14 protein-coding genes are annotated in these 23,352 nt (G+C 59.4%); 5 read left to right on the top strand and 9 right to left on the bottom strand.

Annotated features, from left to right (window positions below; genetic code table 11):
• Positions 1-2: 2 nt before the first annotated feature.
• The gene (locus tag F0320_RS00275) at positions 3-527 is read right to left on the bottom strand and encodes a lipocalin family protein (protein WP_008500115.1); all 525 of its coding nucleotides are present in this window, start codon (positions 525-527) and stop codon (positions 3-5) included.
• A 117-nt stretch (positions 528-644) separates the two neighbouring features.
• On the opposite strand from F0320_RS00275, the gene F0320_RS00270 reads away from it, so the two are divergent.
• The 4 genes from F0320_RS00270 (at position 645) to F0320_RS00255 (ending at position 4,177) form a co-directional block, all read left to right on the top strand.
• Complete coding sequence (locus F0320_RS00270) at positions 645-1,370, top strand: MerR family transcriptional regulator (RefSeq protein ID WP_126330396.1); 726 nt, start codon at positions 645-647, stop codon at positions 1,368-1,370.
• Positions 1,371-1,469: 99 nt separating this feature from the next.
• A complete protein-coding gene (gene uraH / locus F0320_RS00265; protein ID WP_033147068.1) occupies positions 1,470-1,880 on the top strand; it encodes a hydroxyisourate hydrolase in 411 nt (136 codons plus the stop codon).
• 102 nt (positions 1,881-1,982) lie between these two features.
• Positions 1,983-2,942, top strand: coding sequence for a YbgA family protein (locus tag F0320_RS00260; RefSeq protein ID WP_126330394.1), 960 nt, complete (start codon positions 1,983-1,985; stop codon positions 2,940-2,942).
• Positions 2,943-3,088: 146 nt separating this feature from the next.
• Positions 3,089-4,177 (top strand): AAA family ATPase, encoded by a 1,089-nt coding sequence (locus F0320_RS00255; RefSeq protein ID WP_109845917.1) that lies wholly within the window; start codon positions 3,089-3,091, stop codon positions 4,175-4,177.
• Positions 4,178-4,217: 40 nt separating this feature from the next.
• On the opposite strand, the gene F0320_RS00250 is transcribed toward F0320_RS00255, so the two are convergent.
• The 8 genes from F0320_RS00250 to F0320_RS00215 all read right to left on the bottom strand — a co-directional run bounded on the left by F0320_RS00250 (position 4,218) and on the right by F0320_RS00215 (position 22,889).
• Positions 4,218-4,580 carry a hypothetical protein gene (locus tag F0320_RS00250; RefSeq protein ID WP_126330392.1) on the bottom strand — a complete coding sequence of 121 codons (363 nt, stop codon included), beginning with the start codon at positions 4,578-4,580 and terminating at the stop codon, positions 4,218-4,220.
• A gap of 410 nt (positions 4,581-4,990) precedes the next feature.
• Positions 4,991-5,452, bottom strand: coding sequence for a hypothetical protein (locus F0320_RS00245; RefSeq protein WP_149323939.1), 462 nt, complete (start codon positions 5,450-5,452; stop codon positions 4,991-4,993).
• Positions 5,452-17,745: a hemagglutinin repeat-containing protein gene (locus tag F0320_RS00240; protein ID WP_240168058.1), complete on the bottom strand. Its 12,294-nt coding sequence runs from the start codon at positions 17,743-17,745 to the stop codon at positions 5,452-5,454. Before F0320_RS00240 ends, F0320_RS00245 begins: the two co-directional genes overlap by 1 nt.
• A gap of 14 nt (positions 17,746-17,759) precedes the next feature.
• The gene (locus tag F0320_RS00235) at positions 17,760-19,457 is read right to left on the bottom strand and encodes a ShlB/FhaC/HecB family hemolysin secretion/activation protein (protein WP_126330543.1); all 1,698 of its coding nucleotides are present in this window, start codon (positions 19,455-19,457) and stop codon (positions 17,760-17,762) included.
• Positions 19,458-19,639: 182 nt separating this feature from the next.
• A complete protein-coding gene (locus tag F0320_RS00230; protein WP_126330388.1) occupies positions 19,640-20,593 on the bottom strand; it encodes a GlxA family transcriptional regulator in 954 nt (317 codons plus the stop codon).
• Positions 20,594-20,619: 26 nt separating this feature from the next.
• Positions 20,620-21,399 carry an MBL fold metallo-hydrolase gene (locus F0320_RS00225; RefSeq protein ID WP_126330386.1) on the bottom strand — a complete coding sequence of 260 codons (780 nt, stop codon included), beginning with the start codon at positions 21,397-21,399 and terminating at the stop codon, positions 20,620-20,622.
• Between the two features lie 122 nt (positions 21,400-21,521).
• A complete protein-coding gene (gene nlpA, locus F0320_RS00220; protein ID WP_126330384.1) occupies positions 21,522-22,322 on the bottom strand; it encodes a lipoprotein NlpA in 801 nt (266 codons plus the stop codon).
• A gap of 147 nt (positions 22,323-22,469) precedes the next feature.
• Positions 22,470-22,889 (bottom strand): GNAT family N-acetyltransferase, encoded by a 420-nt coding sequence (locus tag F0320_RS00215; protein ID WP_126330382.1) that lies wholly within the window; start codon positions 22,887-22,889, stop codon positions 22,470-22,472.
• Positions 22,890-23,031: 142 nt separating this feature from the next.
• Between F0320_RS00215 and F0320_RS00210 the strand changes: the two genes are divergently transcribed.
• Positions 23,032-23,328: a YicS family protein gene (locus tag F0320_RS00210; protein WP_047649986.1), complete on the top strand. Its 297-nt coding sequence runs from the start codon at positions 23,032-23,034 to the stop codon at positions 23,326-23,328.
• The last annotated feature ends 24 nt before the right edge of the window (positions 23,329-23,352 follow it).

Here is a 23,352-nt window from a genome sequence, read left to right as displayed (position 1 = left end):
GGCTATTGCTTCACCCACACCAGCTGGTCAACCCGGAAGCCCAGGCTGCGCGCGGTGTTCAGGTAATCCTGCTTCACCGCATCCGGAATGGTTGGCGTGCGCGACAGGATCCACAGGTAGTCGCGGTTCGGGCCGCTGACCAGCGCGTACTGGTACTTATCGTCCAGCCTGATCACGTTGTAGCCGCCGTAGAACGGGCCGAAGAAGGAGACCTTCAGCGCGGCCGTGGTCGGTTCGCCGGTAAAGTACGCTTTCCCCTCGCTCTCGTTCCACTTGTTCTTCACCGGATCGTAGCCCCGGTTGAGCACGCTAATACCGCCGTCGCTGCGCTTGCCGTAGGTAGCGGTTACCTGTTCCAGCCCGCGCTCAAAGCGGTTTTCCAGACGGGCGACTTCGTACCATTTGCCGAGATAGCGGCTGGCTTCGAAGTTGGTGATAGGCTGCACGCCTTTCGGTGGCGTAGGGGATTTACAGGCGACCAGCGTCAGCGCAATGGCAACACCGGTCACAACAGGCCATAGCTTCATGAGAATTCCTTTCATTTGCACGGTTGGATGTTAAGTGTAGTGCACCGTTTCGGCGCTTCATCCCGTTCGGGAAAATTCGTAGTATATTGAGAGTATTCCTCCACTCTGGACACGGACATGGCTTACTCCATCGGCGAATTCGCCAGACTCAGCGGCATCACCGCCACCACCCTGCGGGCGTGGCAGCGTCGCTATGGTTTACTCAAGCCACAGCGCACGGAAGGCGGCCACCGCCAGTACAGCGATGAGGACGTTCAGCAGGCCCTCAAAATCCTCGACTGGGTAAAAAAAGGCGTCCCGATCGGCCAGGTCAAACCGCTGCTGGAACGCCCAACGGCGGGACGGACCAACAACTGGCAAACCCTGCAGCAGAACATGCTGCAACGCCTGCAGGACGGCAAGGTCGAGTCCCTGCGCCAGATGATTTACGACGCCGGACGCGAATACCCAAGGCCGGAGCTGGTCGCGAACGTGCTGCGTCCGCTGCGCAGCCAGGTCTCGGCCAACGTCGCCGCCGCCATGACCCTGCGCGCGATCCTCGACGGCATCATCATCGCCTACACCTCGTTTTGCCTCGAAGGCGATAAAAAAGCGCCGGGCGATAACATTCTGCTCAGCGGCTGGCACCTGAACGACCCGTGCGAGATCTGGCTCGAAGCCTTAACGCGCACCGGGCAGGGCCACCGAATCGACATCCTGCCGGTTCCGCCTGACGCGCTGGCACCGGAAATTTTCCCGGAGCGTAAATGGCTTCTGGTCACCAGCGGCAAACTCACCGCCGGGCGGAAAAAACAGGTGGAGCAGTGGCAGCAGCAGGTATCGCTTGAAGTGATTATCCTCTGATAATTTTCTCCTGCGGGAATCTTCACGAAAAGTTGAATATTTTCCCGCGCCGCAGATGCTAACGTTTTCCTGTGACGTATAACTCAACAGGAAAACACCATGAAAAAAACTGCCCCTCTGCTGATCCTGGCCTCGATGGCCTTTGCCCCTGCTGCCTTTAGCGCCCCTGCCGGCACGCTGAGCGTCCACATTCTCGACCAGCAAACCGGGATGCCGCCATCAGACGTGACCGTTACGCTGGAGAAGCAGCAGCAGGACAAATGGACCCCGATTGCCAGCGGCAAAACCGACCATGACGGACGAATCAAATCGCTCTATCCGCAGGATCAGGACATGCAGCCTGGCGTGTATAAAGTGACCTTCAAAACCGCAGAGTACTTCCACGGCAAAAAGCTGGACTCCTTCTTCCCGGAGATCCCGGTGCTGTTTACCGTGACCCGTACCAACGAGAAGCTGCACATCCCGCTGCTGCTGAGCCAGTACGGTTACTCGACCTACAAGGGCAGTTAATACGCATTGATTCTAAAGGAATAAAAAAAATAGTTCCGCGAATACTTGGACAAATTAGTCATGTTGTGTAAGTTTTAATTATATGAACGGGAGGACTACACCATGACAACGAAACCTGTGCTCGGTATTAGCGGATGTTTGACCGGATCCGCCGTTCGCTTTGACGGCGGACACAAGCGTATGGGCTTCGTCATGGATGAGCTGGCCCAGTGGGTGAATTTCAGGCCCGTCTGCCCGGAAATGGCCATCGGCCTCCCGACGCCTCGCCCGGCCATACGCCTGACGCTGACGGAAAGCGGCGAAACGCAGCTCCGTTTCAGCAAGCCGCCTCATGATGACCTCACGCATAAAATGGCCGACTTTACGGCGGACTATCTGCCAAAAATCGGCGATCTGTCGGGATTTATCGTCTGTGCAAAATCCCCGAGCTGCGGCCTGGAACGCGTGCGGCTGTACGATGAAAACGGCAACCGGGGCCGCAAGGAGGGCGTCGGGCTGTTCACCGCCGCCCTTCTTGAAACCTACCCGTGGCTGCCCGTCGAGGAAGACGGTCGGCTGCACGACCCGGTGCTGCGGGAAAACTTTATCGAGCGGGTATTTGCCCTGCACGAGCTAAACACGCTGCGTAAAAACGGACTCACGCGCCGCGCGCTGCTGGACTTCCACAGCCGTTACAAACTTCAGCTGCTGGCGCACCATCAGGCGGGCTACCGTGAAATCGGCCCGTTCGTTGCCTCGCTGCACGAGTGGGAAGACCTGGACGCCTTCTTCGTGGCGTACCGGGAAAAGCTGATGACCATCCTGAAAAAACCCGCCTCGCGGAAGAATCACACCAACGTGCTGATGCATATTCAGGGGTATTTCCGTAACCAGCTGAACACCCGCCAGCGCGGCGAGCTGCGCGACGTGATCCTGCACTATCGCAACGGACAGTTGCCTATTCTCGCCCCGATCACGCTGCTGAAGCACTACCTGGCCGAATACCCCGACCGGTATCTGATGACGCAAAACTACTTTGATCCCTATCCTGATGATTTGGGTCTGCGTCTGGCAGTCAAGTGATCATAAAAATGCGAAGGCCCCATTGACCCATAGAGGCCCAAAGCAGTACCCCGTTTAGACGACATCCTCACTGTCGTCTCTTTTTTTGCATTTAACCTCAAAGACTGTGATTATATACAGGCTTATTCTGCGAAAGGGGCCTGCCTGTGATCAACACCCTGCACATTCAAAACTACCGCTCCATCCGCGAGATGTCGCTGGAGCTGGAGCAGCTTAATATCGTCTTCGGGCCGAACGGCACCGGAAAATCGAATATCTACAAGGCGATACATCTGATGCACAGCGCCGCGCAGGGGCAGTTTTCCCAGGCGCTGGCGAACGAGGGCGGCATTCTGAAGGTGTTCTGGGCAGGCAAAACCCGTAGCGACCAGCTGCGGCGGATGAACCTCGCGGTGGAAACAGAGACCTACGAATACGAGCTGCAGGTCGGGTTTGTGGAGAAGCTGCCCTATCCCTCGCAGTTTCAGCTTGACCCGGTGATCAAAGAGGAGTCCATCTGGCTGAGCGGCCAGCACCGTCGGCCCTCGTCACAGCTGATGAAGCGTAAGAACCAGGCGGTGTTTCTGAACAACGTGCATCACGAGAAGGTGACCCACAGCGGCACGCTATACGAGAACGAATCGGTATTTGGACAGCTCGGCGAACCGCATCTTTACCCGGAAGTGTCGCAGATGCGCGAGTCCCTGCGTAACTGGCGCTTTTATCATGAGTTTTCTGTATCAATTGGCTCGGCGATGCGCGCCCCGCAGGTCGGTTTCCGCTCCCCGGTGCTGGCCAGCGACGGTGCCAACCTGGCGGCCGCGTTTCAGACCATCGTGGAGATCGGCGACGAGCTGCTGCTGATGCGCATTCTTGACCAGGCCTTTCCCGGCTGCGTGTTTTACAGCGACAACACCGGCGGGCGTTTTCGCATGATGATGCAGCGCGAGGGGCTGAGCAGACCGCTGGAACCCGCAGAGTTCTCCGACGGCACCCTGCGCTTTCTGTGCCTGGCTGTGGCGCTGCTCAGCCCGCGCCCACCGGCGTTTATCGCGTTGAACGAACCGGAAAATAGCCTGCACCCGCAGATGCTGCCCGCCCTGGCGAGCTTAATCGCCGAGGCCAGCCGCTACTCGCAGATCTGGCTCACCAGCCACTCGCCGGAGCTGGCGAAGTTGATTGAGAAGCAGAGGTCGTTTTCGCTGTATCAGTTATCTATGGTGGAGGGGGAGACCAGGGTGGAGAGGCTGGGGTAAGCCGCATTCTCTTCCTTTGAAGCCCAATAAAATGAAATTTTCATTTTTTCTCTTTCACCTGCAGGGACTGCCCCCCTCCAATGATGAACCCTGCGCCTACAGAGATTTTGAGCGCAGTAATCAAGTCGCTCCACTTGAAATCAAAATCATTAAGGAAGAGATACGAGGCCGCTGCAATTAGCAGACGGCCTGCAGCCATGGTGATAAAGAGGCCTGACATCCAGAGTAATACCAGTAATAAGAAAAGTTTTAGTCGCGGATTAATCATCATATACCTATTACAATGGTCAGGTAATCTACTGCAGATCCGTCTCCGCAATCCTTTGATAACTCGAGCAATGGGTAAGAAGTCCACACCAAGAGAGGCCATATATTTCAGTGCTGCACGGTGCTGATCATACATTTTGGCACCGCAGGTGCTCGGACTTAAGCCGGCACATTATTCCCGCCTGAACAGTTCTTCTTCTCCCTTATTCAGCTTGTCGAATTAATACTTCGATGTTAGCCCCGAAGCAAGCAGCCCTACGATATCATCCAGCGAGTTATTCTCAACAACAACTCTTTTCAACGCAGGTTCTATGGCGAACACTATTTTTCGCTATTCCTTCTGTTAGTTACAGCTGTTTTCGCCTACTGCTCTTCCGACCAGGCAATTTTTTTCCCCGAAGCGCCTTTTTCTCCCGATCATGCTACTGCTCCTCAATCACAAGAGGAACTAATGTTTTATCATCGAATATGAAGACCGCAGGTTGTCAGGTGACCTAACTATTCATAACCATCGAAATAAGAAATGACTTTCCAACATGTTAATGATCATAACCCCAGCCCTTTGCCCAAGGCTTTAACCTTGCAATAAAAGTCATCTATATCAAATAAATAGCTCCATGTGTCATTTTCACTTAACAATGAAACTTCATAATTATTATTTATTTTCCCGATGTAAATTTCGGGAAAATCAGTGCCTCGGCAACCAAACCTAAGGCAATGAGATGACCGATACTCAAACATTAAGTCAATTAATTCATCATTCTCTGTATCCAGAGACTCATAAAATTCAGCTACTTTTTTTGCTATAAAGCATTGTTCAGTCAAGTCTGAAGGAAATTTTTCCTTCCTGATTACCTGTTCATTGTCTATTAGCCACCCAACTAAATTATGTAAGTCTACGTACCCTGCATATAGAGTGTGTGTTTTTTGTTCACTTACTGAAATTTCAATAAGCTGTGGTTCATTATAAAAACAAACGTTTTTTGAAGTAATATTTAGCTTGTTCATTACAATTTACCTTTTATCATTTTGTTGTATTCGACTTTACTAATATCACCACGAGATAATAGCTCTCTCAAAACCTTTGGTGGTGCCTCATTGCCAGGGATCGGATAACCATGCCACCCCCCTACATTATCTGGTTGAAATTCATAAACCTTCCCATCCGTTACACCATAACGTTGCTTACCGCCTTGGATTGAGTTATTTAAAACCTCTTGCGCTTTGCTGTCGCTCAAATCCATTGGGGTTCCCCAGCCACCAGCAGCATGTTTAGGGCTAGGAACGTATTTATTATCCTCTGATAAATACGCCAAATCATCCTTATTTGGCCCATCTGGGATCGGTGTAACAGTGGTATTGCCGCCAGTATCCGGCACACCGTCTGTGTTTCCGGTATGTGTCGCACCCTGACCAGAAAGCTGATTGTTCCCCGTATGCGATGGGGTATTTCCGGTAGCGGTCTGATTGCCACCTGTATTTGTTGGCCCTGAGTCAGCAATTTGATCACCACCTGTATTGGAGGGGCCATACTTACCTTCCAGCAGCCCCAGATACTTGCTGGTAATATCATCATTGCCCATCATTTTCAGGGTGACCAGATGATCCAGCTCTTCAGCAGAGATCTTATCCGCTATTTCCTTCGCAACAATCCCGGTAATGCCCGCTTTTACCCCAATTTCCAGTAACTGTTCGGCGACTTTGGTACGGCAAGGAGCTGCAATCGCACATCCTTCTACCAGAGCCTTACCAAAGAAGTTATTCTCAACACTGTTCTTCCCGGCACTGGCTCCAGCCGCCGCACCAGCCGTATTTCCCCCGGCAATTCCGCCTGCTATGCCCGCTGAAACAGATGCCAGCGTGCTCACGGTCTGCTTCTGCTCTTCCGTCAGTTTCGACGGGTCTGTGTCCGGATAGAACTGTCTGGCGATTGCTGTCGCAATCAGTTCGCCGGATGCGGCCCCCACAGCACCCGCTGCGGCACTGTTGCCCTGAAGCGCTGCGGTTACGCCGCCGAGGATAGCATGGGCAATCGCTTTTGCCGCCGTGTCGTCATTAATGCCTGCACGGTGACCGATAATGTACGCCAGCTCCGGTGCTGACGCGCCCGCCAGCGCCCCTCCGATATTGCCGCCCGCCAGTCCCTGAAGAGCTGCCGTAGCTGCCTGGATGCCGCGCTGCAGATCGCTGCCGGTACCATATTTTTCCTGCGTCTTTTTATATTCCGGCGTAGCACGCAGTTTCGCCAGATAATCCTGGCGATCTTTTTCTGTCGCGTTAGCCGGAATATCACCGTATTTATCCTTTGCCGCCTTCAGCCCGTTCAGGTCACCCTGCGTCCTGGCAATATCCGCCACCTGGCTGCCAATGTCGCTGATCATCCCAATCGCGTTCAGACGGTTCTGCTCTTTCTCCTTGTCGAAGATTGGGCTGATGCTGTCGTTGGCATGTTCGGTGTCGCGGCTGAGATCGGCCACTTCCTGCTTCTGGTTTGCCTTGTCGCGGATAGTGAGGGAGGCCTCTGCCACCGCGGCCTGCGTGGTGCCTTCCTTATGGCCTTTATTACCCGCAGCGGAGATCATGCCGCCCGGCAGGTTGCCCTGGAATTTATCCCCGAAGCTGCCGCCGCCGCTCAGGCTGATACCGGAGTGCGAGGTTTTAAAGTCCGCTTCGTTGTGGATATCGCTAAAGCCCAGCGTCCCGGTATCGAGGCTGTTTTTGTCCGGCGTGGCGGTAGAGGCGATAACCGCGCCATCAAGCTGGGTATGATGCCCCACGGTGATATCGAACCCGCCGTCCCCGGCATACAGCCCGGTCTGTTCGGCCACCGAATCAAAGCGGCTCTTCATCTTGTCCTGGCTGGCGTTGATATAGCCTGAACCGGACATGGTGCCGAAGGTGAAGCTGCCCCCGGCCGCAACGCTGGTCTGCTTGCTGTCGTAGTCGCTGTTGTTCTGCTGGCTGCGCATCAGCAGGTCGTGACCAACGTCTGCCACGATTTTATTGCCGTTAACCTGGGCGCCATCAAGCACGGTGTCGTGCCCGCTTTTTAGGGTGACGTTTTTGCCGCTGTCGATTGTGGTTTCGGTCCAGTCGGTACCGTTACCTTTATCCTTGCCGTGCGCGGCGTTAACGTTGGCAAACACGCTGATACCCGCACCGCTACCTCCGGCACCGATGCTTACCCCAATACCGCCACCGCTGCTGCTGTTCTTGCCGCTGGTTTTTTGGGTATTCGCCGCGCCGGACAGCAGAATGTCGTTCTGTGCATCCAGCGTGGTATCGCCCCCGGCTTTAAGCTGGCTGCCCGCAATCACGATGTCGCCGCTGTTTGCACCTTTGTTTTTGCCGTTTGCGGTGATGGAGAGATTGTTGCCTGCGTTCAGCGTGCTGCCTGCCACCGCATCACTCTCAGCATGCTGCTGTGATTTCGACTTCTGGGTCGTCAGCGAGAGGCTCACACCCATTGCGTTCGGGTCGCCGGTGGTTGCCGCCATATCCGCTGCCTGCCCGGCCTGCACGCCGGACAGCACCGTTTTGGTGGCCTGAAGGGCTTTCAGACGGCCATCACTTTGCTCTTTGGTCTCCTGCGCCGCGCTCACGGCATTGTTAATAGCGCTACCGACGGTGCCGGAGAGCGCCACGGTGAGCCCGCTTTTCTTCTGCTCGAAGGTTTCATCCCGGGTGCGCCTGTCGTGCCCCGGCTCGATGATGACGCTGTCGCCGCTGAGGCTTAAATCCTTCCCGGCGATAAGATCCGCGCCGCCGATGTGAGCCTGGTTTCCGGCAGAAATCGCGACGTTACCCCCCGTCGAACCCACCGTACTGAAGCTCTGGCTCTGGGTGGTGCCCTTCTCACGGAGATCGTGCGTGCTTTTGCTGCTGCCGATGGTGAAACCAATCCCGCCCGAGCCCATCAGGCCGGATTTTTTCTCTTCCTTAAAGCGCCAGGAGGTGTCGCTGTTCGTGGCTGCCACGATATCGACGTTGTTGCCCGCCTTAAGCTGCACGTCGCCATCGCCCGCCACGGCGGAACCGTTCACCAGCAGGTTATTGCCTGCCACCACCTGCACGTTATCGCCGCTCAGCAATGAGCCGGATTCACGCGTCGCGCTGTTCTCCTCGATGGTGTGGGTGGTTTTCTTGCTGAGGAAACCTTTTTTGGTTTTGGTCTGCTCTTTGTAGTGATAATCGCTTTCGGTTGCGGTATTGAGATTGACGTCGCGGCCTGCCGCCACGCCGATATCGCCCTTCGCCGTCACCTGCGCGGCTTCGGTGGTGACATCGCGCCCGGCGAGGATTTGGGTATTCGCCCCGCTGGCGATCTCGGTTCCCTGCTGACGCACCGATTCGTTAATAACGGTTTTCTTGCCTGACCTGTAGCTGTCGCCCTGCGTGGTCTCTTCCGCAGCCAGATTCACGTCGCGACCCGCCTGCAGCCCGACGCTTTTCTCCGCCGCCAGCGCGGCGGCCTGGGCGTTGATATCCTGCCCGGCCTTCAGGACCAGGTTATCGCCTGCGGAAATCGTGGTGCGGTCGAGCCCGGTACTGTGGGACTCGCTTTTCCCTTTCCGGCTGCTTTCGCTTGTTTGCTCCGCGTTCAGGTTCAGGTCGTTGCCCGCGCTCAGCCCCGCGCTGCCGCCCGCCTTCAGGTCGCTGGCGGTCACGTCAAGGTTGTGCCCGGCATTCACCAGCAGGTTGCCGCCCGCGGTGAGGTTACTGCCCTGATACGTGACGGACGAGCGGCTGGTTTTCGCACGGCTGGAGCTGAATGCGTCGTTGATCTGATTCGCGTTGACGGCAATATCGCCCCACGCGTTCAGCAGCATATCGCCGCCGGAGGCCAGGTTCGCCCCGGTAACGGTGATGTTTTTACCCGCCTCAAGCGACAGACCATCCTGCGCGGTAATGGACGCCGTGTTGCCAAGAATCGTGTCCTTCAGGCCGATGTTGCCGTACTTCCCTCCGGCGTTGATATCAATCTGCTCAACCTGGGTCAGGTTGTTGATGCTGCCGTCCAGGCTCTCCAGCGCGACCGTTTTGCCGCTGATGGTGGAGCTGATGTTATTGATATCGCCTATGGCGCTCAGGTTAAGGTCGCCGCCCGCTTTCATCAGGCCGTTGCTGAGGTTGCTGATGCTGTTCTGGCTGTCGAGCGTCAGGCTGTTTTTCGCCAGCAGCGTGCTGCCGCTGTTGGTGATGCTGCCTCCCTTCAGGGTGACGTTGTTGCCCGCGATCACGCTGCCGTTATTGACGGTGACGTCCTTCGGCGACAGGTAGAGTTTCGGCACCATCACGGTTTCGCCGTTGACGGTGGCTTTCTCCCACCACAGCAGGCTGTGATCGAGTGCGGCAATCTGATCGGCGGTCAGCGAGACGCCAAACTGCAGGCCCAGCGACTGCTGCGCCGCCGCGGCGTTGTCCATCAGATAGCGCATCTGATCCAGATCGGAGCCGATGCCGTTCAGGTAGCGGTTACCGGTCTGGTTGAGCACCACGTTGGAGACATAGCGGGTATCGAACGCCGCATCGCCGAGGAAGCGGTAATCGTAATCCGGGTTCAGGTTGAGGCGCCCCAGCATATAGGACGAGCCGAGGAACTGCTTCTCGTCGGTAAACGCCAGCCGCGTCTCCTGCGGCGCCGTGGACGACGGTTTGATCCCGAGCATCGCGTTCAGGTCGGCAAACAGGGCGGGATCAAGCTGTCCGAGACCGTTCAGTTTCGGGTTGATGCCGATCAGGTACGGGCTTTTCGGGTTGTCGGAGAAGACAAAATAGCCGTTGTTGCCCGACGGAAGCGGATAAGCGCTGGTATCGACGCGCTGTCCCTGATAATGCCCGACGGCTCCGCCCTGAGCGGTTCGGAGATCGGCGGTGGTGACTCCGGCGTTCGCCAGCGCGCCCAGCTGGCCGAGGTTCGCGTTGCCTTTCTGCGTGGTGCCAATGTTGCTGAGAGGCGTGCCGGACGCGCCGCCATTTTCCAGCGCACCGCCGCCGTTAAGCTGCTGCAGCGCACCCTGGAGCTGGTCGTTCCACTGCGGCGAATTCACCGCCACGGTGCCGGTCGTGTTCAGCCCCTGTTTTTGCACGCCGCTGCCGACGCTCTGGTTGCTGAGGGTGTTCAGCGACGGGGTGGAGATGACGTTGCTGACGCCGCCTGCATTGGCGGTGGTATTAGTGTTGCTGATGTTGCTGGTGAAGTTTGCGGTAACGTTACCGCCCGCCTGGATGACAGAACGATATACTGTTCCTCCGGATCCTTCGTCCCGATCATCACCCTGTGCAACATAGTGAATGGGGGTCTTCTTATAAACATCTGCGTCTACCGACGCGGAGGGATTTGCTTTACGATTATATTGCTCACGGTCGGCAACATATGTCCTGTAACGCGTCACCGTACCATCAGTCCATGACTGATTTTGCAGAGTCGTACCAGAAAGGAACATATCTTTCGCGGCAAGCAGTGTACTGGCATTATTTTCCAGTTGTCCCGCCTGAATGACCATCCCCTGGGCTGAACTAATCCGTCCCGCTCCACCATTTGCGGACACAGTTTGTGTTGTTCGTAAAATCGCAATCTCTTTCGCCGGACTGTTTTTCATCGGCATCGGAGTAGCTATATCCCTGCATGTAGGACCAGCTCCGTGCCCTGGACTGCCACCGCCGCTGCAGGATTCCATGACAATATAGCCATAATCGGTTCCCGCGATCAGCTCAGAAAGAGGGATATCCGCATAGCCGTCCTTCAACCACTTGACCTGCTCCATCAGGTTTTCGGTTTTGCTGTTAAGCACCACCAGACCATCCCTTTGGTTCAGCAAATGCCCCGTCCTGATCCCAATATCGCCATTCTGCGTCTCAATATTCCCCGACGTGTTCACCACCTGGCTGTTGGCATTCCCCGCCGCATCCCGCTGCATCCACAGGTTGTTTCCCGCCATGATGTCGCCGCGCCGGTTGGTGATGCTGTCGGCAAACAGCGCCAGGTTATTCGCCGCGTACAGCAGCGCGGTGTTGACGATGGCGCCCGGCGCGCTCAGGGTCAGCGAGCCGCGCGTGCCGGTGAAGCCGTCGACGGTAATGTTGCTCCGGCTGGCCACGGTGATGTCGCCCCCGCCCTGCACCGAGCCCGCGGCGTTCAGCGCCACGCTGCTGCCGGAGAGCGTACTCGTGCCGCCGCCGGTGGTGATTTGTCCGTTGTTGCTGAGCTGCCCGCCCGCGCTGAGGTTAACGGCCTGCCCCTGCAGCACGCTGCGGTTATCGATGTCGCCGCCGCTGCTGATGGTCAGGGTTCTGCCTGCCGCCACGGCGGTCCGGCTGGTAAACGCGTTCGTCAGCTGCAGCGTTAAGTCCCCCAGGGAGACCAGCTGGCCGGTGAGGTCCAGCCCCCGGCTCTGCAGCCACAGGTTGCCGCCGCTCAGCAGCTTACCGCCCGCGCTCTGGGTCACCTGGTCGGCATTAATGTTCAGCTGCGCGTTGCCGAGCAGCGTGCCGCTGTTGTTCAGCTGGCCGTAGTTAACCGTCAGCTGTCCCGCCTGGGTGGTGCCCTGGCTGGTAAAGGTGGTGCCGGTCAGCGTGGCCCGGTCGGCCACCCACGTGCCGCCGTTGGTGGCGTTTGCCGCATTGAGTATCAGGTCGGTGGCCTGCAGCCAGCCGGTGCCGGTGAACTGCGGCGTGCCGAGCGTCAGGCGCGCGCCGGACAGCAGCCTGCCGTCGTTACGCGCCTGCGAGGAGGCGGTCACGCGCGTCTCGCCGCCGCCCTGAATCAGGCCGTAGTTAAACAGCGCGGGCGCGGTCAGCGTCAGGCCATCGCGGCTGACGATTTCGCCTCCGCTGCTGTTGGTCAGCGTCCCGCTGAGGGCCAGCGTCGCGCCGTTATCGCCCTGCAGGCGTCCGCCGTTGGTGAGCGCCCCGGTGGTGATGCCAAGCGTGCTCCCCTGCATTTTGCCGTCGCTGGTGACGGAGGCCGCCGTGACGTTCAGCGCCCCGCCGGAGAGCAGGGTGCCGCCAGACTGCTGGCTGACCGCGCCGGTCTGGCTGAGGGTCAGGCCATTCACCCCGCTGATGGCGCCGCTGTTGCTGAGCGTGCCGCCCGTCAGCGTCAGGTTTTTCGCCGCCCACTGCCCCTGGTTCGCCAGCGTGGCGGCCTGCAGCGTGGCCGTACCCAGCGCGGTAATCTTACTGCCCGTGATTCCGGTGAGCGTGTCGGCCAGCGTCATCTGCAGCCCGTCAGCGCTCTGCACCGCGCCGCTGTTGGTGAGCGACCGGGCGTTAAGCAGGATGTTCTGCGCCTGCCAGCTGCCGGCGTTGGTCACCGCTCCGGACGCAATCGTCAGGGTGCCCTGAGTAAGCAGCTTACCGCCTGCGCCGTTAATGAGTTCCTGCTGCGGCGCGGCCATCGCCATACGCGCCATCAGCCGCTGCTGCCCCTGAACGGTCAGGCTCTGCAGGCCGGTCAGGGTGCCCTGGTTGTTAATGCTGTCCTGGCGCAGCGCGAGGGTGTTCCCCTGCACGGTGCCGCTGTTTTTAAGCGTGCTGCCGCCGAGCGTCACGTCCCCTTCGCTGAGGAGCTGCCCGCGGTTATCCAGCGTCTGCGCGGTGATATCCGCCCGCCCCTGGCTCATCAGCGAGCCGGACGAGGTCAGCGTGCCGCCCGCATTTGCCGTCAGCGTTCCCTGGCTGAGCAGGGACCCGCCGTGCGTCCAGTCGCTGGCGCGGATGTCCGCGCCGTTCCCCTGCAGCGTGCCCTGGGTGGCCAGCTGGCCTGCGTCCAGCGTCAGCATGCCGCCGGAGAGGGTGCGCGAGGCCGCGCCCGTGGTCAGCGTGGTCCCGGTGAGCGTCAGGCCGTTCGTTCCCTGCATCAGCCCGCCGTTGTTCATATCGCGGGCAGTGAGGGACAGCGTGCCGCCGGTGATGCGCCCCGGGTTCGCCAGGGTGTTCGCGGTGAAGGCGGTCGCGCCGCCGCTCTGCAGCAGCCCGGTATTGGTTAACGCCCCGCCGAGCGTGCCGCTGAGCCCCGTCTGCCCGTTCACCGTGCCGCTGTTGGTGAGGGTGGTGCCGGTCATGTCCAGCGTCGCCCCCTGCAGCGTGTCGGCGTTCGTCAGCTCTCCGCCCGTCAGCGTGAAGCCGCCGCCGGAGAGCCATTTACCGTTCAGTTCGTTGATAAAGCGGTCAGCGGTGGCGTTAACCGCGCTGCTGCCCTGCATCAGGCCGCTGTTGCGCAGCTCCGTCGCGCCTGCGGTCAGCGTTCTGCCCGCCACCGTGCCGCTGCTGGTCAGCGTCGTCGCGTGAAGCGCGGCATCGCCGGTGGCCACGATGTTCCCGGTATTGCTCAGGGCGTTGCCCAGGCCCAAATCCAGGTCCTGCGCCTGAATATCGCCCCGGTTCGTCAGGTCGCTGCCCCGCAGGGTGAACCCGCCGTTCACCAGCAGCAGGCCGGCGTTATCGAGCGTGTCGAGGGACAGGTCCAGAGAACTGCCGCTAATCAGCTGCCCGGTGGCGCCGTTGCTCAGGGCGCGGGTGGTCAGCGCCAGCGTGTCGTTGCCCTGAAGAATCCCGGTGTTGTTCAGCTGCGCAGCCTTCACCGTGAGGGCTTTCCCGGCCAGCTGGCCGTCGTTAAACAGCTGCGCCGCCGTCAGCGTGAACAGGTTCTGACTGAGCAGAGCGCCCGTGTTGTCCAGCCTGCCGGTCGCGGCAAGCGTCAGGGCGTCCAGCGCCTGAACGCTGCCCTGGTTATTCAGGCTTGCGGCGTCAAGCGTCGCGCTGCGCCCCTGCAGGCTGCCCGCGTTGCTCAGCGTTTGTCCGCTGAGCGTCAGGGTCCCGCCGCCCGTCACCTGCCCCTGAGTCTGGTTCGTGAAGGTGTTCCCGGACCAGGCCAGCGTGCTGCTGCCCTGAAGCAGGCCGCTGTTCTGCAGGTCGCCCCGCAGGGTCAGCACTTTCGCCAGCAGCTGGCCCCGGTTATCGGTATTGCCGGCCTGAACGTCCAGCGCCTGCTGGCTGAGCACCTTACCGCTGTTGGTCAGCGCGCCGGTCACCGCCGCCGTCACGCCCGCTTCCCCCAGCGCGTTGCCGGTGTTCATCCACTCGCCGGTGGCCAGGTTCAGGGTGTTACCCTGCAGCAGCCCGGCGTTGTTTAACGTGGTGTGGTGCAGGCCGAGCGCGCCACCGGAGAGCAGCATGCCCGCCTGCTGGTTGCTGAGCTGTGCCCCGGTCGCCGTCAGGGAGTGCGTTCCCTGCAGCGTGCCGCCGTTGGTCACCGACGCGCTGCTGAACTGCGCGTCGGCTCCGGCCATCAGCCCGCTGTTTGTAAGTTCAGCGGCGGTCAGCGTCAGGCCGCCCCGGGCAATCACCCGACCGCCGGCCTCGTTGCTGGCCCGGCGGGTCAGGTTCAGCAGCAGCGCGGTGGCGCTGAGCTCGCCGCTGTTAGCCAGCGTTTCACCGCTAAGCGTCAGCGTTCCGCCGCTGCGCAGCGCGCCGCGGTTAGTGAGGTCTGCCACGCCAAGCGTCAGGGCCGTGTCCCCCTCAACGGTACCCTGGTTCTGCAGGCTGTCCGCCGTGACGTGCAGGTCGCCGGCGGCAATACTGCCCGCGTTAGTAAACGCAGTGCCGTTCAGGGTGAGCCGGTCGTCCGCCAGCAGGCGTCCGGTATCGGTGTTGGTCAGGCTGAGGTACTCACCGCTCAGGCTGACGCCGTTGATTTCGCCCTGGTTTGTCAGCGTGTCGCCTTTAATGCGCAGCGTGCCGTCGGTGGTGATAAGCCCGCTGTTGGCCAGCGCCGGGATATTCAGCGTTAAATCCTGCGCGCTGTAGACCGACCCGCCCGCGAGGTTCGTCAGTGACCCGGTCTTCAGGCCGAGCAGGGTGGTCCCCTGCAGCAGCCCGCCGTTCTCCACCGAGGCAGCGTCCAGCGCCAGCGTACCGGCAACCAGCGAACCGCTGCTGGTGATGCGCCCGGGGGCCGTCAGGGTCATGCGGTCCGCTTTTGCGGCGCCGGACTGGAGGATGTTATTTCCGCTGAGGCTGAGGGTAGCGGCGGTGAGCTCGCCGCCGCTGGTCAGGTCGCCGGACGCGTTAAAGCTCAGCGCGTCACCGGTGGATTTCCCGGCGTGCGTAATCGTGCCCGCCGTCACCGACAGGGCGCCTTTCGCCGCCTGCGTGCCGTTCAGCGCGGCATTCTGCGCCTGCAGGGTGAGCCCCTGCCCGCTCTGCAGGTGCGCATCCCGGCCGGTGGTCAGGTCGCCGGCGCTGACGGTGACCGCCCCCGCCGCGTCCGTCTGCCCGTTCAGGCTGGCGCTGCGGGTCGCGGTAATCTGTATATTGCCCTGGCTGGTCGTGCGGGACGCCTGACCGCTGGTCAGGGTGCCGGCCTGCGCCGTCAGCGCCGTCGCGCCGGACAGGGTGCCGTTCTGCTCAAGCGCGTCTGCCGTCACGTTCATCGCGCCGTCAGCCAGCAGGCTGCCGCCGTTACGCAGGGTCTGCTGCGCCGTGACGGTCGCATCACCTTTCGCGCTCAGCGTGCCCCGCTGCGCCAGGGTTCCGGCGCTCAGCGCCAGGTTGCCGGCGCTCTGCAGGGTGCCGTTGTTGGTCACCGTCTGTCCCTTCAGGGTGACGTCGCTGCCCTGCGCCGTGCCGTCATTCGTCAGCTCTCCCGCGTTCACGTCAAGGCGGCCTTTCGCCGCCAGCAGGCCGCCGTTTGACACCCTGTCGCCGGAGAGCGCAATGTCGCGCCCCGCATTCACCTGCCCCTGGTTACTGACGGTGCTGCCCGTCAGGCGGATATCGGCCGCGGCATCGGCCCGGCTCTGGCCGTCCAGCACCAGCTGCCCGCCGCTCAGCGCCAGGCTCTCTCCTGCCGAGACCGCACTGCCCGTGGAGGACAGCGTGCCGCCGCTGCTGAGGGTCGCGCGGGTATCGCTTCCGCTGCGGGTATTCGTCAGCGCGATATCCTTCCCGGCCGCCACGCTGAGCGCGCCCTTGCTGGTGACGCTGCCGCCGCGCTGCGTCAGGCTGCCACCGGTGGACAGCGTGGTGTCGGCCTGGCCCGTCAGCGTTGCATCCGCAAGCGCCATTCCCTGTTTGCTCGTGACGGTCAGCGCCCCGCCCTGTGCCGACACGCCGCCGCCGTTGACGGTCAGAGTGTCCTGACTGTCCAGCGTCGCCGCGCCGCGGGAGATAAGGGAGGTATTGCTGAGCGTCATCGCCTGCCCGCTGCTGACCGCCAGCGCGCCCGCGCTGTTTGTCCCGCCACCGGTCATCTGCACTTTCCCCGCCGCAGAAAGGCGCATATCGCCCTGGCTGGCGAGCGTGCTGTTACTGAGCTCCATATCCTGCGAGCTGGCCACGTTCAGCGCGCCACCGGCCTGATGGCTGCCGCTGAGGGTCACTCCCGCGCCATTCGCGCGAATCGAGCCGCTGGCCAGGCTGTTCCTGACCGTCAGTCTGCCGCCCGCATCCAGCTGAATGTCCCCCTGGCGCGCGGTGAGGTTGCCGAGGTTCACCCCCACGCCCGCCTCGCTGGAGACCAGGCGGATACGGTTGGCATACATCCCGCCGAGCGCGCCGGTATCCACCGCCACCACGGGCGCGGCGCCCTCACCGGCAATCGGCCTGACGCTGCCGTCTGCGCCCACGCGGTTCGCCCCTGCCGTCACCGTCAGGTCGTTCGCATGTATCGCGGCGTTCACTTCCGTTGCGCGCGCAATAATCGACAGCGCGTCGCTTTTACTGGCGTCCAGCCCCTGGCCTTCAACCGTGATGGCGCCTTTCGTCACCTCCAGCGCCTGCAGGTTACCGCTGGCGTCGAACTGCGGTTTCCCCGTGGTCAGGGTGACGTTCGGGGTGTTGATAAATCCGCATCCGTTACAGGTGATCCCGTACGGGTTGGCCACCATAACGTTTGCCGCCTTACCGGCGACTTCCGTGTAGCCCTGCAGCTGCGAGCGGCTGGCGCCCGTGACTTCGTTGATGATGCCTTGCGCTTCCCGCCCGGCCTGCAGGTTGGGGTTGTTCTGGATAAGCCCGCCCAGCTGGGTCCGGGTTAAGCGGTCCGTGCCGTTATTGAGGATAAGCCCCTCGTTGCCGACGTTATACTCACCGAACTGGTTATGCGAGATACCCGCTCCGTTGGGCGTGGCGATGTTGACGACCGGCACCCCGTTCCCCGCACGATCGACCGTGGTCTGCCCGGCCGGCGTAAGCGCCGCCGCGACGGCGGGTGCCACCGGCTGCCAGACCATCAGGCCGCAGACAATCCAGCTGATCAGACGCTGCGAGAAACGAACGGGTGGGTGACGGGTATCCATAGTCGTAGAGTCTCTTAAAGCATGAAGGCAATGCGCCAGTTAACGCTCACATGATCCGGGCCGAGCCAGTCGGGGTAGCGCAGCGGCGTGCCGACCGAAATCTGGCTGCTGTACCCGCGCCCTGCGCTGCTCAGCCCCACCGAACCGCCCCACAGCGTGCCGGAGGCAAAGCGGTCCTGACGGTCTTTTTCCAGCCAGCCGCCGTCAACGGCGACCGTTGCGCTCACCGCGCCAATCACCGGGAGGGTGAAGAGGGAATACCCCAGCTCGTTACGCCAGTAGCCGCCGTTATCCCCGGACAGGTACTGCTCTTTAAAACCGCGCACGGAGCTTTCGCCGCCGAGCGTCAGGCGCTCGGAGCCGTACAGCCGATCGGGCGACCACTGGCCGTAGGCGCTGGTCAGCCACCACGCGTTGCGGGCGACAGGACGCTGGAAGCTGGCGTTCAGGCTCCATTTACGGAATTCCGCACGCGGCACATCCCCGGATTTATTTTCGTCGGTTTCGGCACTGAACCACGGCATGCCGTGGCTCCAGGTCGGGTTGAAAGTCGCCACGCCGCCCAGCATTTTTTGCGTATGGGTAATCCCGAGGACCAGGCTGGAGAGGTTGCGCGTGCTGCTCTTAAGCGGCGCGTCGTTGAGCCAGTTGCGGCTGGAGCGCTGAACCACGCCTGCCGCAATACCGGTTTTCACATCCCCGTTGCGGAACACCACCCAGGACGCGTTAAGGCGGTGGGTTTTAGTATCGCCCGTGGAGAGCCAGTTGAACCCCTGGTTACTGATGGTGGTCCGGTAGTTACTCCAGGCGTAGCTGTAGTCCAGCAGGCCGTAGCCGAACGGCACGCTGACGCCCGCCTGGAAATTCTGCGCATCGTACGCGCTGGCAAAATCGCTGCTGCGCCCGCCGCTGACAAACCATTTATCCGCCAGCCCCAGCATATTATTGGCGGTGAGCACGCCACTCAGCTGATCTTCGCCGGTGCTCTTCTGCCCGCTATTATCCAGGCTTACGGATACACTTAAGGGAAATTCCGGTTTTGCCGTGAGATTAACGATGGAATATCCGGCCTGCGTTCCCGGCAGAATTTCAATCTGCACCGGGTCGGTACGCAAACGGTTAATTTGCTCCATGCCCTGTTCAATGTCGCGTAAATTAAGGATGCCGCCCACCCGTCCCGGAAATGCCATTTTCAGCATGCGCGGCGTTTCGCCTTCCAGACGAATTGCTTCCAGTCTGCCTTCCAGCACAACAATATTCAGCTGACCGCCGGAGAGATCCTGCTCGGTGAGAAAGGCGCGGCTGGTGATATATCCCCGTCTGATATACCAGTCAGAAATATGGGCGAGAAGTTCCGTTATTTTCGCCATATCCAGACACCGGCCCTGCCACGGTGCGACAAGGGTCTGACGGGTTTTCGGGGAGATTAAGGTCGCACCGGAAAGGGTAATGGTATTAATGGTGAAACAGGGCCCGGAGCCGGTTGCAGGCAGAGGCCTGGCAGGCGCGGGGCGAGGAATACTCCGCTCCAGCTCTTCGCGCTGTTGCTGGTTCTGTAATAAAAGCTGCTGCTGTTGCTGCTGAATAGCGTCGCGATCGGCTGGCGACAAGGGGGCAGCATTCACACTCGCTGAAAAAAGCGCAATTAATAATATAGCAACAGTATAATTCACAAATGAAACTATTCTATTTTTTATTTCGGAGCTATTCATCCATGCCACAAAAATGTCCGCAATGATTACTTTTGTAATATAAGAGCATTCTTAAAGCGAGTATATCTAATTTGCATTAGGGCCCCTAAAATTAATGGTTCTTTCGGAAAGGTGAGAAAGATATTAAGAGAAAATAAGAAATGGTTTAACTCACCCTTAAATCTTGAGTTAGCCGTAATACACTAGCTGTGGAGACGAAACGTTTTTCTCCACTCCGCCGGACTGACCCCAAAACGCGCCTTAAACTGCTGTCGCCAGGTAACGGGGGAATTAAATCCCACGAGTTCAGCCACGCGCTCAATCGGCATATTTCCGGCCTCAAGCAGGATCTGGCTGCGCCGCAGGCGTTCGGCGGTAAGCCAGTCGGCGACGCTCATCCCCGTGGCTTTAATAAAATGCCGGGTCAGGGTGCGGCGGCTCATCGAAACCACCTCTGCCAGCGAGTCCAGGCTATGCGGTTCGGTGATGTGCTGCTGTAGGTAGTCAATCAGGCAGTTAATGCGTCCGTCGCGGGTATCTTTGGGTACCGGCTGGGCGATGAACTGCGCCTGACCGCCCTCGCGGTGGGGCGGAACAATCATCCGACGGGCAATCTGGTTGGCGACCACGCTCCCAAAACGCTGGCGAATGATATACAGGCAGCAGTCCAGCGCAGCCGCGGTACCGGCAGAGGTGATGATATTGCCGTCATCCACGTAAAGGGCATTAATATCCAGCTGAACGCGCGGGAAGAGCGACTGAAATTGACGTTCGAACTCCCAGTGGGTGGCCGCACGTTTGCCGTCGAGGAGCCCCGCCCAGGCAAGAACAAACGACCCCAGACACAGCCCGACGATTTCCGCACCGTTGTCTCTTGCCTGCACCAGGCTGTCGAGCAGCGCCTGGGGCGGTCGTTCAAGGACGTGCTGCCAGTAGGGAACGACGACAATATCGGCCTGACCCATAGCGGTGAAATCCTGCGTGGCGTTGAGGGCAAATCCGTCTTTTGAGGTGAGGAACCCCGGCGTTTCGGCGCAAATCGTCACGTTAAAGCGCTTTTCGCCGGAGACCGAATCGCCAAACAGAATGCAGGGAACGGAGTAGTGGAACGGGCTAAACCCGTCTACCGCGACAATCGCGACGTTGATTAGCGACATCTGTCTCTCCTTTCCCTTTAACGCACTCAGAATATAACGGTTTCGCCATCCTGGGGAATGCTCACCGCGTCACTCACCTGATTGGCTTCAACGTACTCACGCAGCGCGCTGCGGGTCAACAGGCAGTGGTTAATCGCCTCCATATGGCTCGCCACAATGTTGGCCTGCGGCAGCAGGAAATGAACGTTAAGCACATCCTCCTGCCCCATAATAATGGGCCCAAAACCAATGACGTGTGCATAGCCAGCGTTCAGTACCACCACGTCCGGCTGGTGCTTTTGCAGATCGGCCGCTACTTCGTCACGCCAGACGGTATCCCCGGCAAGATAGAGCGTCTTCTCATCGGGATGACGCAGCACCACGCCGCAGGCCTCGCCCAGCCGCTCCGCCAGCTCCGGCACGGCGTAAGCGCGATCGGTGCCGTGCTGCCCGCCCTGGGTTTTCGTAATCTTAATATCGCCGAAGAAGGTCGCGTCGGTCATGATCGTCAGGTTGCTGAATCCCTGGCTGCGCAGCAGCGCGGCGTCACGGTCGTTTTGCACGTAGATCGGTTTGTCTTTAGTGATCAGCTCCGCCGCGGCGCGATCCCAGTGATCGTCATGGGTATGGGTGACGATCACCGCGTCGGCGTCCAGCAGCGTATTGACGTCAACGGGGAGTTCGACCGTCGGGTTACGGCGTTCGGCATACGCCGTGCCGGGAAAGCCCGGATAAGCCCCCTTCGGGGCCAGCATCGGGTCGATTAAAAGACGTTTTCCAGCGTAGGTAATCAGCTGGGTGGCGTTGCGAATGTGGGTAATGTTCATGGGCTATCCTCCGGTTGGTGTGATAAGGAGGATAGCCAGCGGTCGCAGCTGACGCTGTGGGTTAAAGGGCGATTACCGATGGAATCGGGCCAATTTAAGCAACCCGTTTTCCGTCAGATCGTTTACCAGCCCGGCACCGCCCCGCCGTTAAAGATCGTCTCCGCCGCTTTCGCTACTTCAGGGGACTGATACGACTGGATAAATTCCTTCACGTTCTCCGCGTCCTTGTTGTCTTCGCGCGTCACCACGATGTTCACGTACGGCGAGTTTTTGTCTTCAATAAAGACGCTGTCATGCACTGGCGACAGCCCGGTTTGCTGAATATAGGTGGTGCTGATAATGGCGACATCCACTTTCGGGTCGTCCAGCACGCGCGGCAGCTGTGCCCCTTCCAGCTCCATAATTTTCAGCTGTTTAGGGTTGGCGGTAATATCCAGCGCCGTCGGCAGCAGCCCAGTGCCCGGCTTCAGGGTAATGAGCTTCTCCTTTTGCAGCAGCAACAGCGCGCGGCCAAGGTTGGTCGGGTCGTTTGGAATGGCAATGGTTGCCCCGTCCTTCAGGTCAGAGACGGATTTGATTTTGCGGGAATAGCCGGCCATCGGGAAAACGAAGGTGTTCGCCACGGCCACCAGCTTGTAGCCATGCGCCTTGTTATCCTCAGCGAGGAATGGGCGATGCTGGAAGACGTTGGCATCCAGTTCCCCCTGGTTAGTCGCATCGTTAGGCAACAGCGAACCGCTGAAGCCGACCAGCTCCACGTCCAGGCCATATTTCTCTTTTGCCACCTTTTTGGCGACTTCCGCTACGTCCTGTTCAGCGCCGTTGATGACGCCCACTTTAATGTGTTTGGCATCGCTGCCACTTTGATCGCACCCTGCCAGCAGCAGGCCAGCAAGTACCAGAGCACCCAATCGACGTTTCACAAGACAGTTCCTTTTGCTAAATGTTGTAGTGACTATATCGACAACGAAGCGGTGAAATAAAAACCGAAAAAGAATCAATAAGAAGGATCGGTTATATGCGAGTATTGCCGGGTGGCGCAGCGCTTACCCGGCCGACAGATTCAGGGCTTAAAGGGCTTTCGCGAGGTAATGTCGCTGCATGCCCGGGTACGGATAATCCTGCAAAGACATCTGCAGCTGGTACCCCTGTTTTTCATAGAACGGGCGCGCCTGGAAGCTGGCGGTGTCGACCAGCGCATGCTTGCAGCCTTTGCGTCGGGCTTCCTCTTCGGCCGCTTTGATGAGCTGGCTGCCCACGCCAGATCCACGCACGGCATCGCTCACCCAGAGAAAGTCGATATTCAGCCAGTCGCCTTTACGCACCCCAATTAGCCCGCCGAGCATGGTGCCTTTATCGTCCCGCACGTAAACGCCAATGTCGCCGCTAAAGTTCGCCAGATCGATAAACTGTCCGTTAAAGGCTCTCAGACCGACGAGTAACTCTTCTTTTTCCTGCGCCGTAACCGCATGAGTAATGCTCAGGTGCATATTTTTATCTCCTTGTTATCTGTGCCGCTTCACTATCTCACACAGATCTCCTGGAGAAAATTCATACTTTCGGCTGGCGTCGCTACACTGAATGTAACGATATATTTCATGGGAAGCCTGTGACTTCGAAAGGGGGTTGTTGATGAAAGCCGCGCACCTGGTCTGCCTGCTGGTTTGTCTGCTCTTCGCCGCGTTTGTCCATGCTCAGGAAAAGGATGACCCTGCGAAAGAGGCGCAAATAAAGCAGCAGGTCCTTAAAGATATTAAGAAAACCTGCACTCCACAGAAAAAGCAGAGCGATAAAGCCTGGCAGGCGATGATTTTATCGTCCGAGGCCAATCAGCTGCTGATCAAAAATGCCATTACCGCCGTGAAGCGCGACAACCTGGATGCCTACTGGGGGGCGATTGGTCAGGTGGATTGTATGGAGGATTATTAAGCGTGAAGCCGGGCTTCACGCTTT

Origin of the sequence: Enterobacter dykesii, assembly GCF_008364625.2 — a bacterium.
Taxonomy (GTDB): domain Bacteria; phylum Pseudomonadota; class Gammaproteobacteria; order Enterobacterales; family Enterobacteriaceae; genus Enterobacter; species Enterobacter dykesii.
This window is presented reverse-complemented; position numbering and strand designations above follow the sequence as displayed.

Excerpts from the sequence above, each read along its gene's own strand:
- F0320_RS00275 (WP_008500115.1), bottom strand. The coding sequence starts at position 527 with ATGAAGCTATGGCCTGTTGTGACCGGTGTTGCCATTGCGCTGACGCTG.
- F0320_RS00270 (WP_126330396.1), top strand. The coding sequence starts at position 645 with ATGGCTTACTCCATCGGCGAATTCGCCAGACTCAGCGGCATCACCGCC.
- uraH (WP_033147068.1), top strand. The coding sequence starts at position 1,470 with ATGAAAAAAACTGCCCCTCTGCTGATCCTGGCCTCGATGGCCTTTGCC.
- F0320_RS00260 (WP_126330394.1), top strand. The coding sequence starts at position 1,983 with ATGACAACGAAACCTGTGCTCGGTATTAGCGGATGTTTGACCGGATCC.
- F0320_RS00250 (WP_126330392.1), bottom strand. The coding sequence starts at position 4,580 with ATGTATGATCAGCACCGTGCAGCACTGAAATATATGGCCTCTCTTGGT.
- F0320_RS00245 (WP_149323939.1), bottom strand. The coding sequence starts at position 5,452 with ATGAACAAGCTAAATATTACTTCAAAAAACGTTTGTTTTTATAATGAA.
- F0320_RS00240 (WP_240168058.1), bottom strand. The coding sequence starts at position 17,745 with ATGGATACCCGTCACCCACCCGTTCGTTTCTCGCAGCGTCTGATCAGC.
- F0320_RS00235 (WP_126330543.1), bottom strand. The coding sequence starts at position 19,457 with ATGAATAGCTCCGAAATAAAAAATAGAATAGTTTCATTTGTGAATTAT.
- F0320_RS00230 (WP_126330388.1), bottom strand. The coding sequence starts at position 20,593 with ATGTCGCTAATCAACGTCGCGATTGTCGCGGTAGACGGGTTTAGCCCG.
- F0320_RS00225 (WP_126330386.1), bottom strand. The coding sequence starts at position 21,399 with ATGAACATTACCCACATTCGCAACGCCACCCAGCTGATTACCTACGCT.
- F0320_RS00215 (WP_126330382.1), bottom strand. The coding sequence starts at position 22,889 with ATGCACCTGAGCATTACTCATGCGGTTACGGCGCAGGAAAAAGAAGAG.
- F0320_RS00210 (WP_047649986.1), top strand. The coding sequence starts at position 23,032 with ATGAAAGCCGCGCACCTGGTCTGCCTGCTGGTTTGTCTGCTCTTCGCC.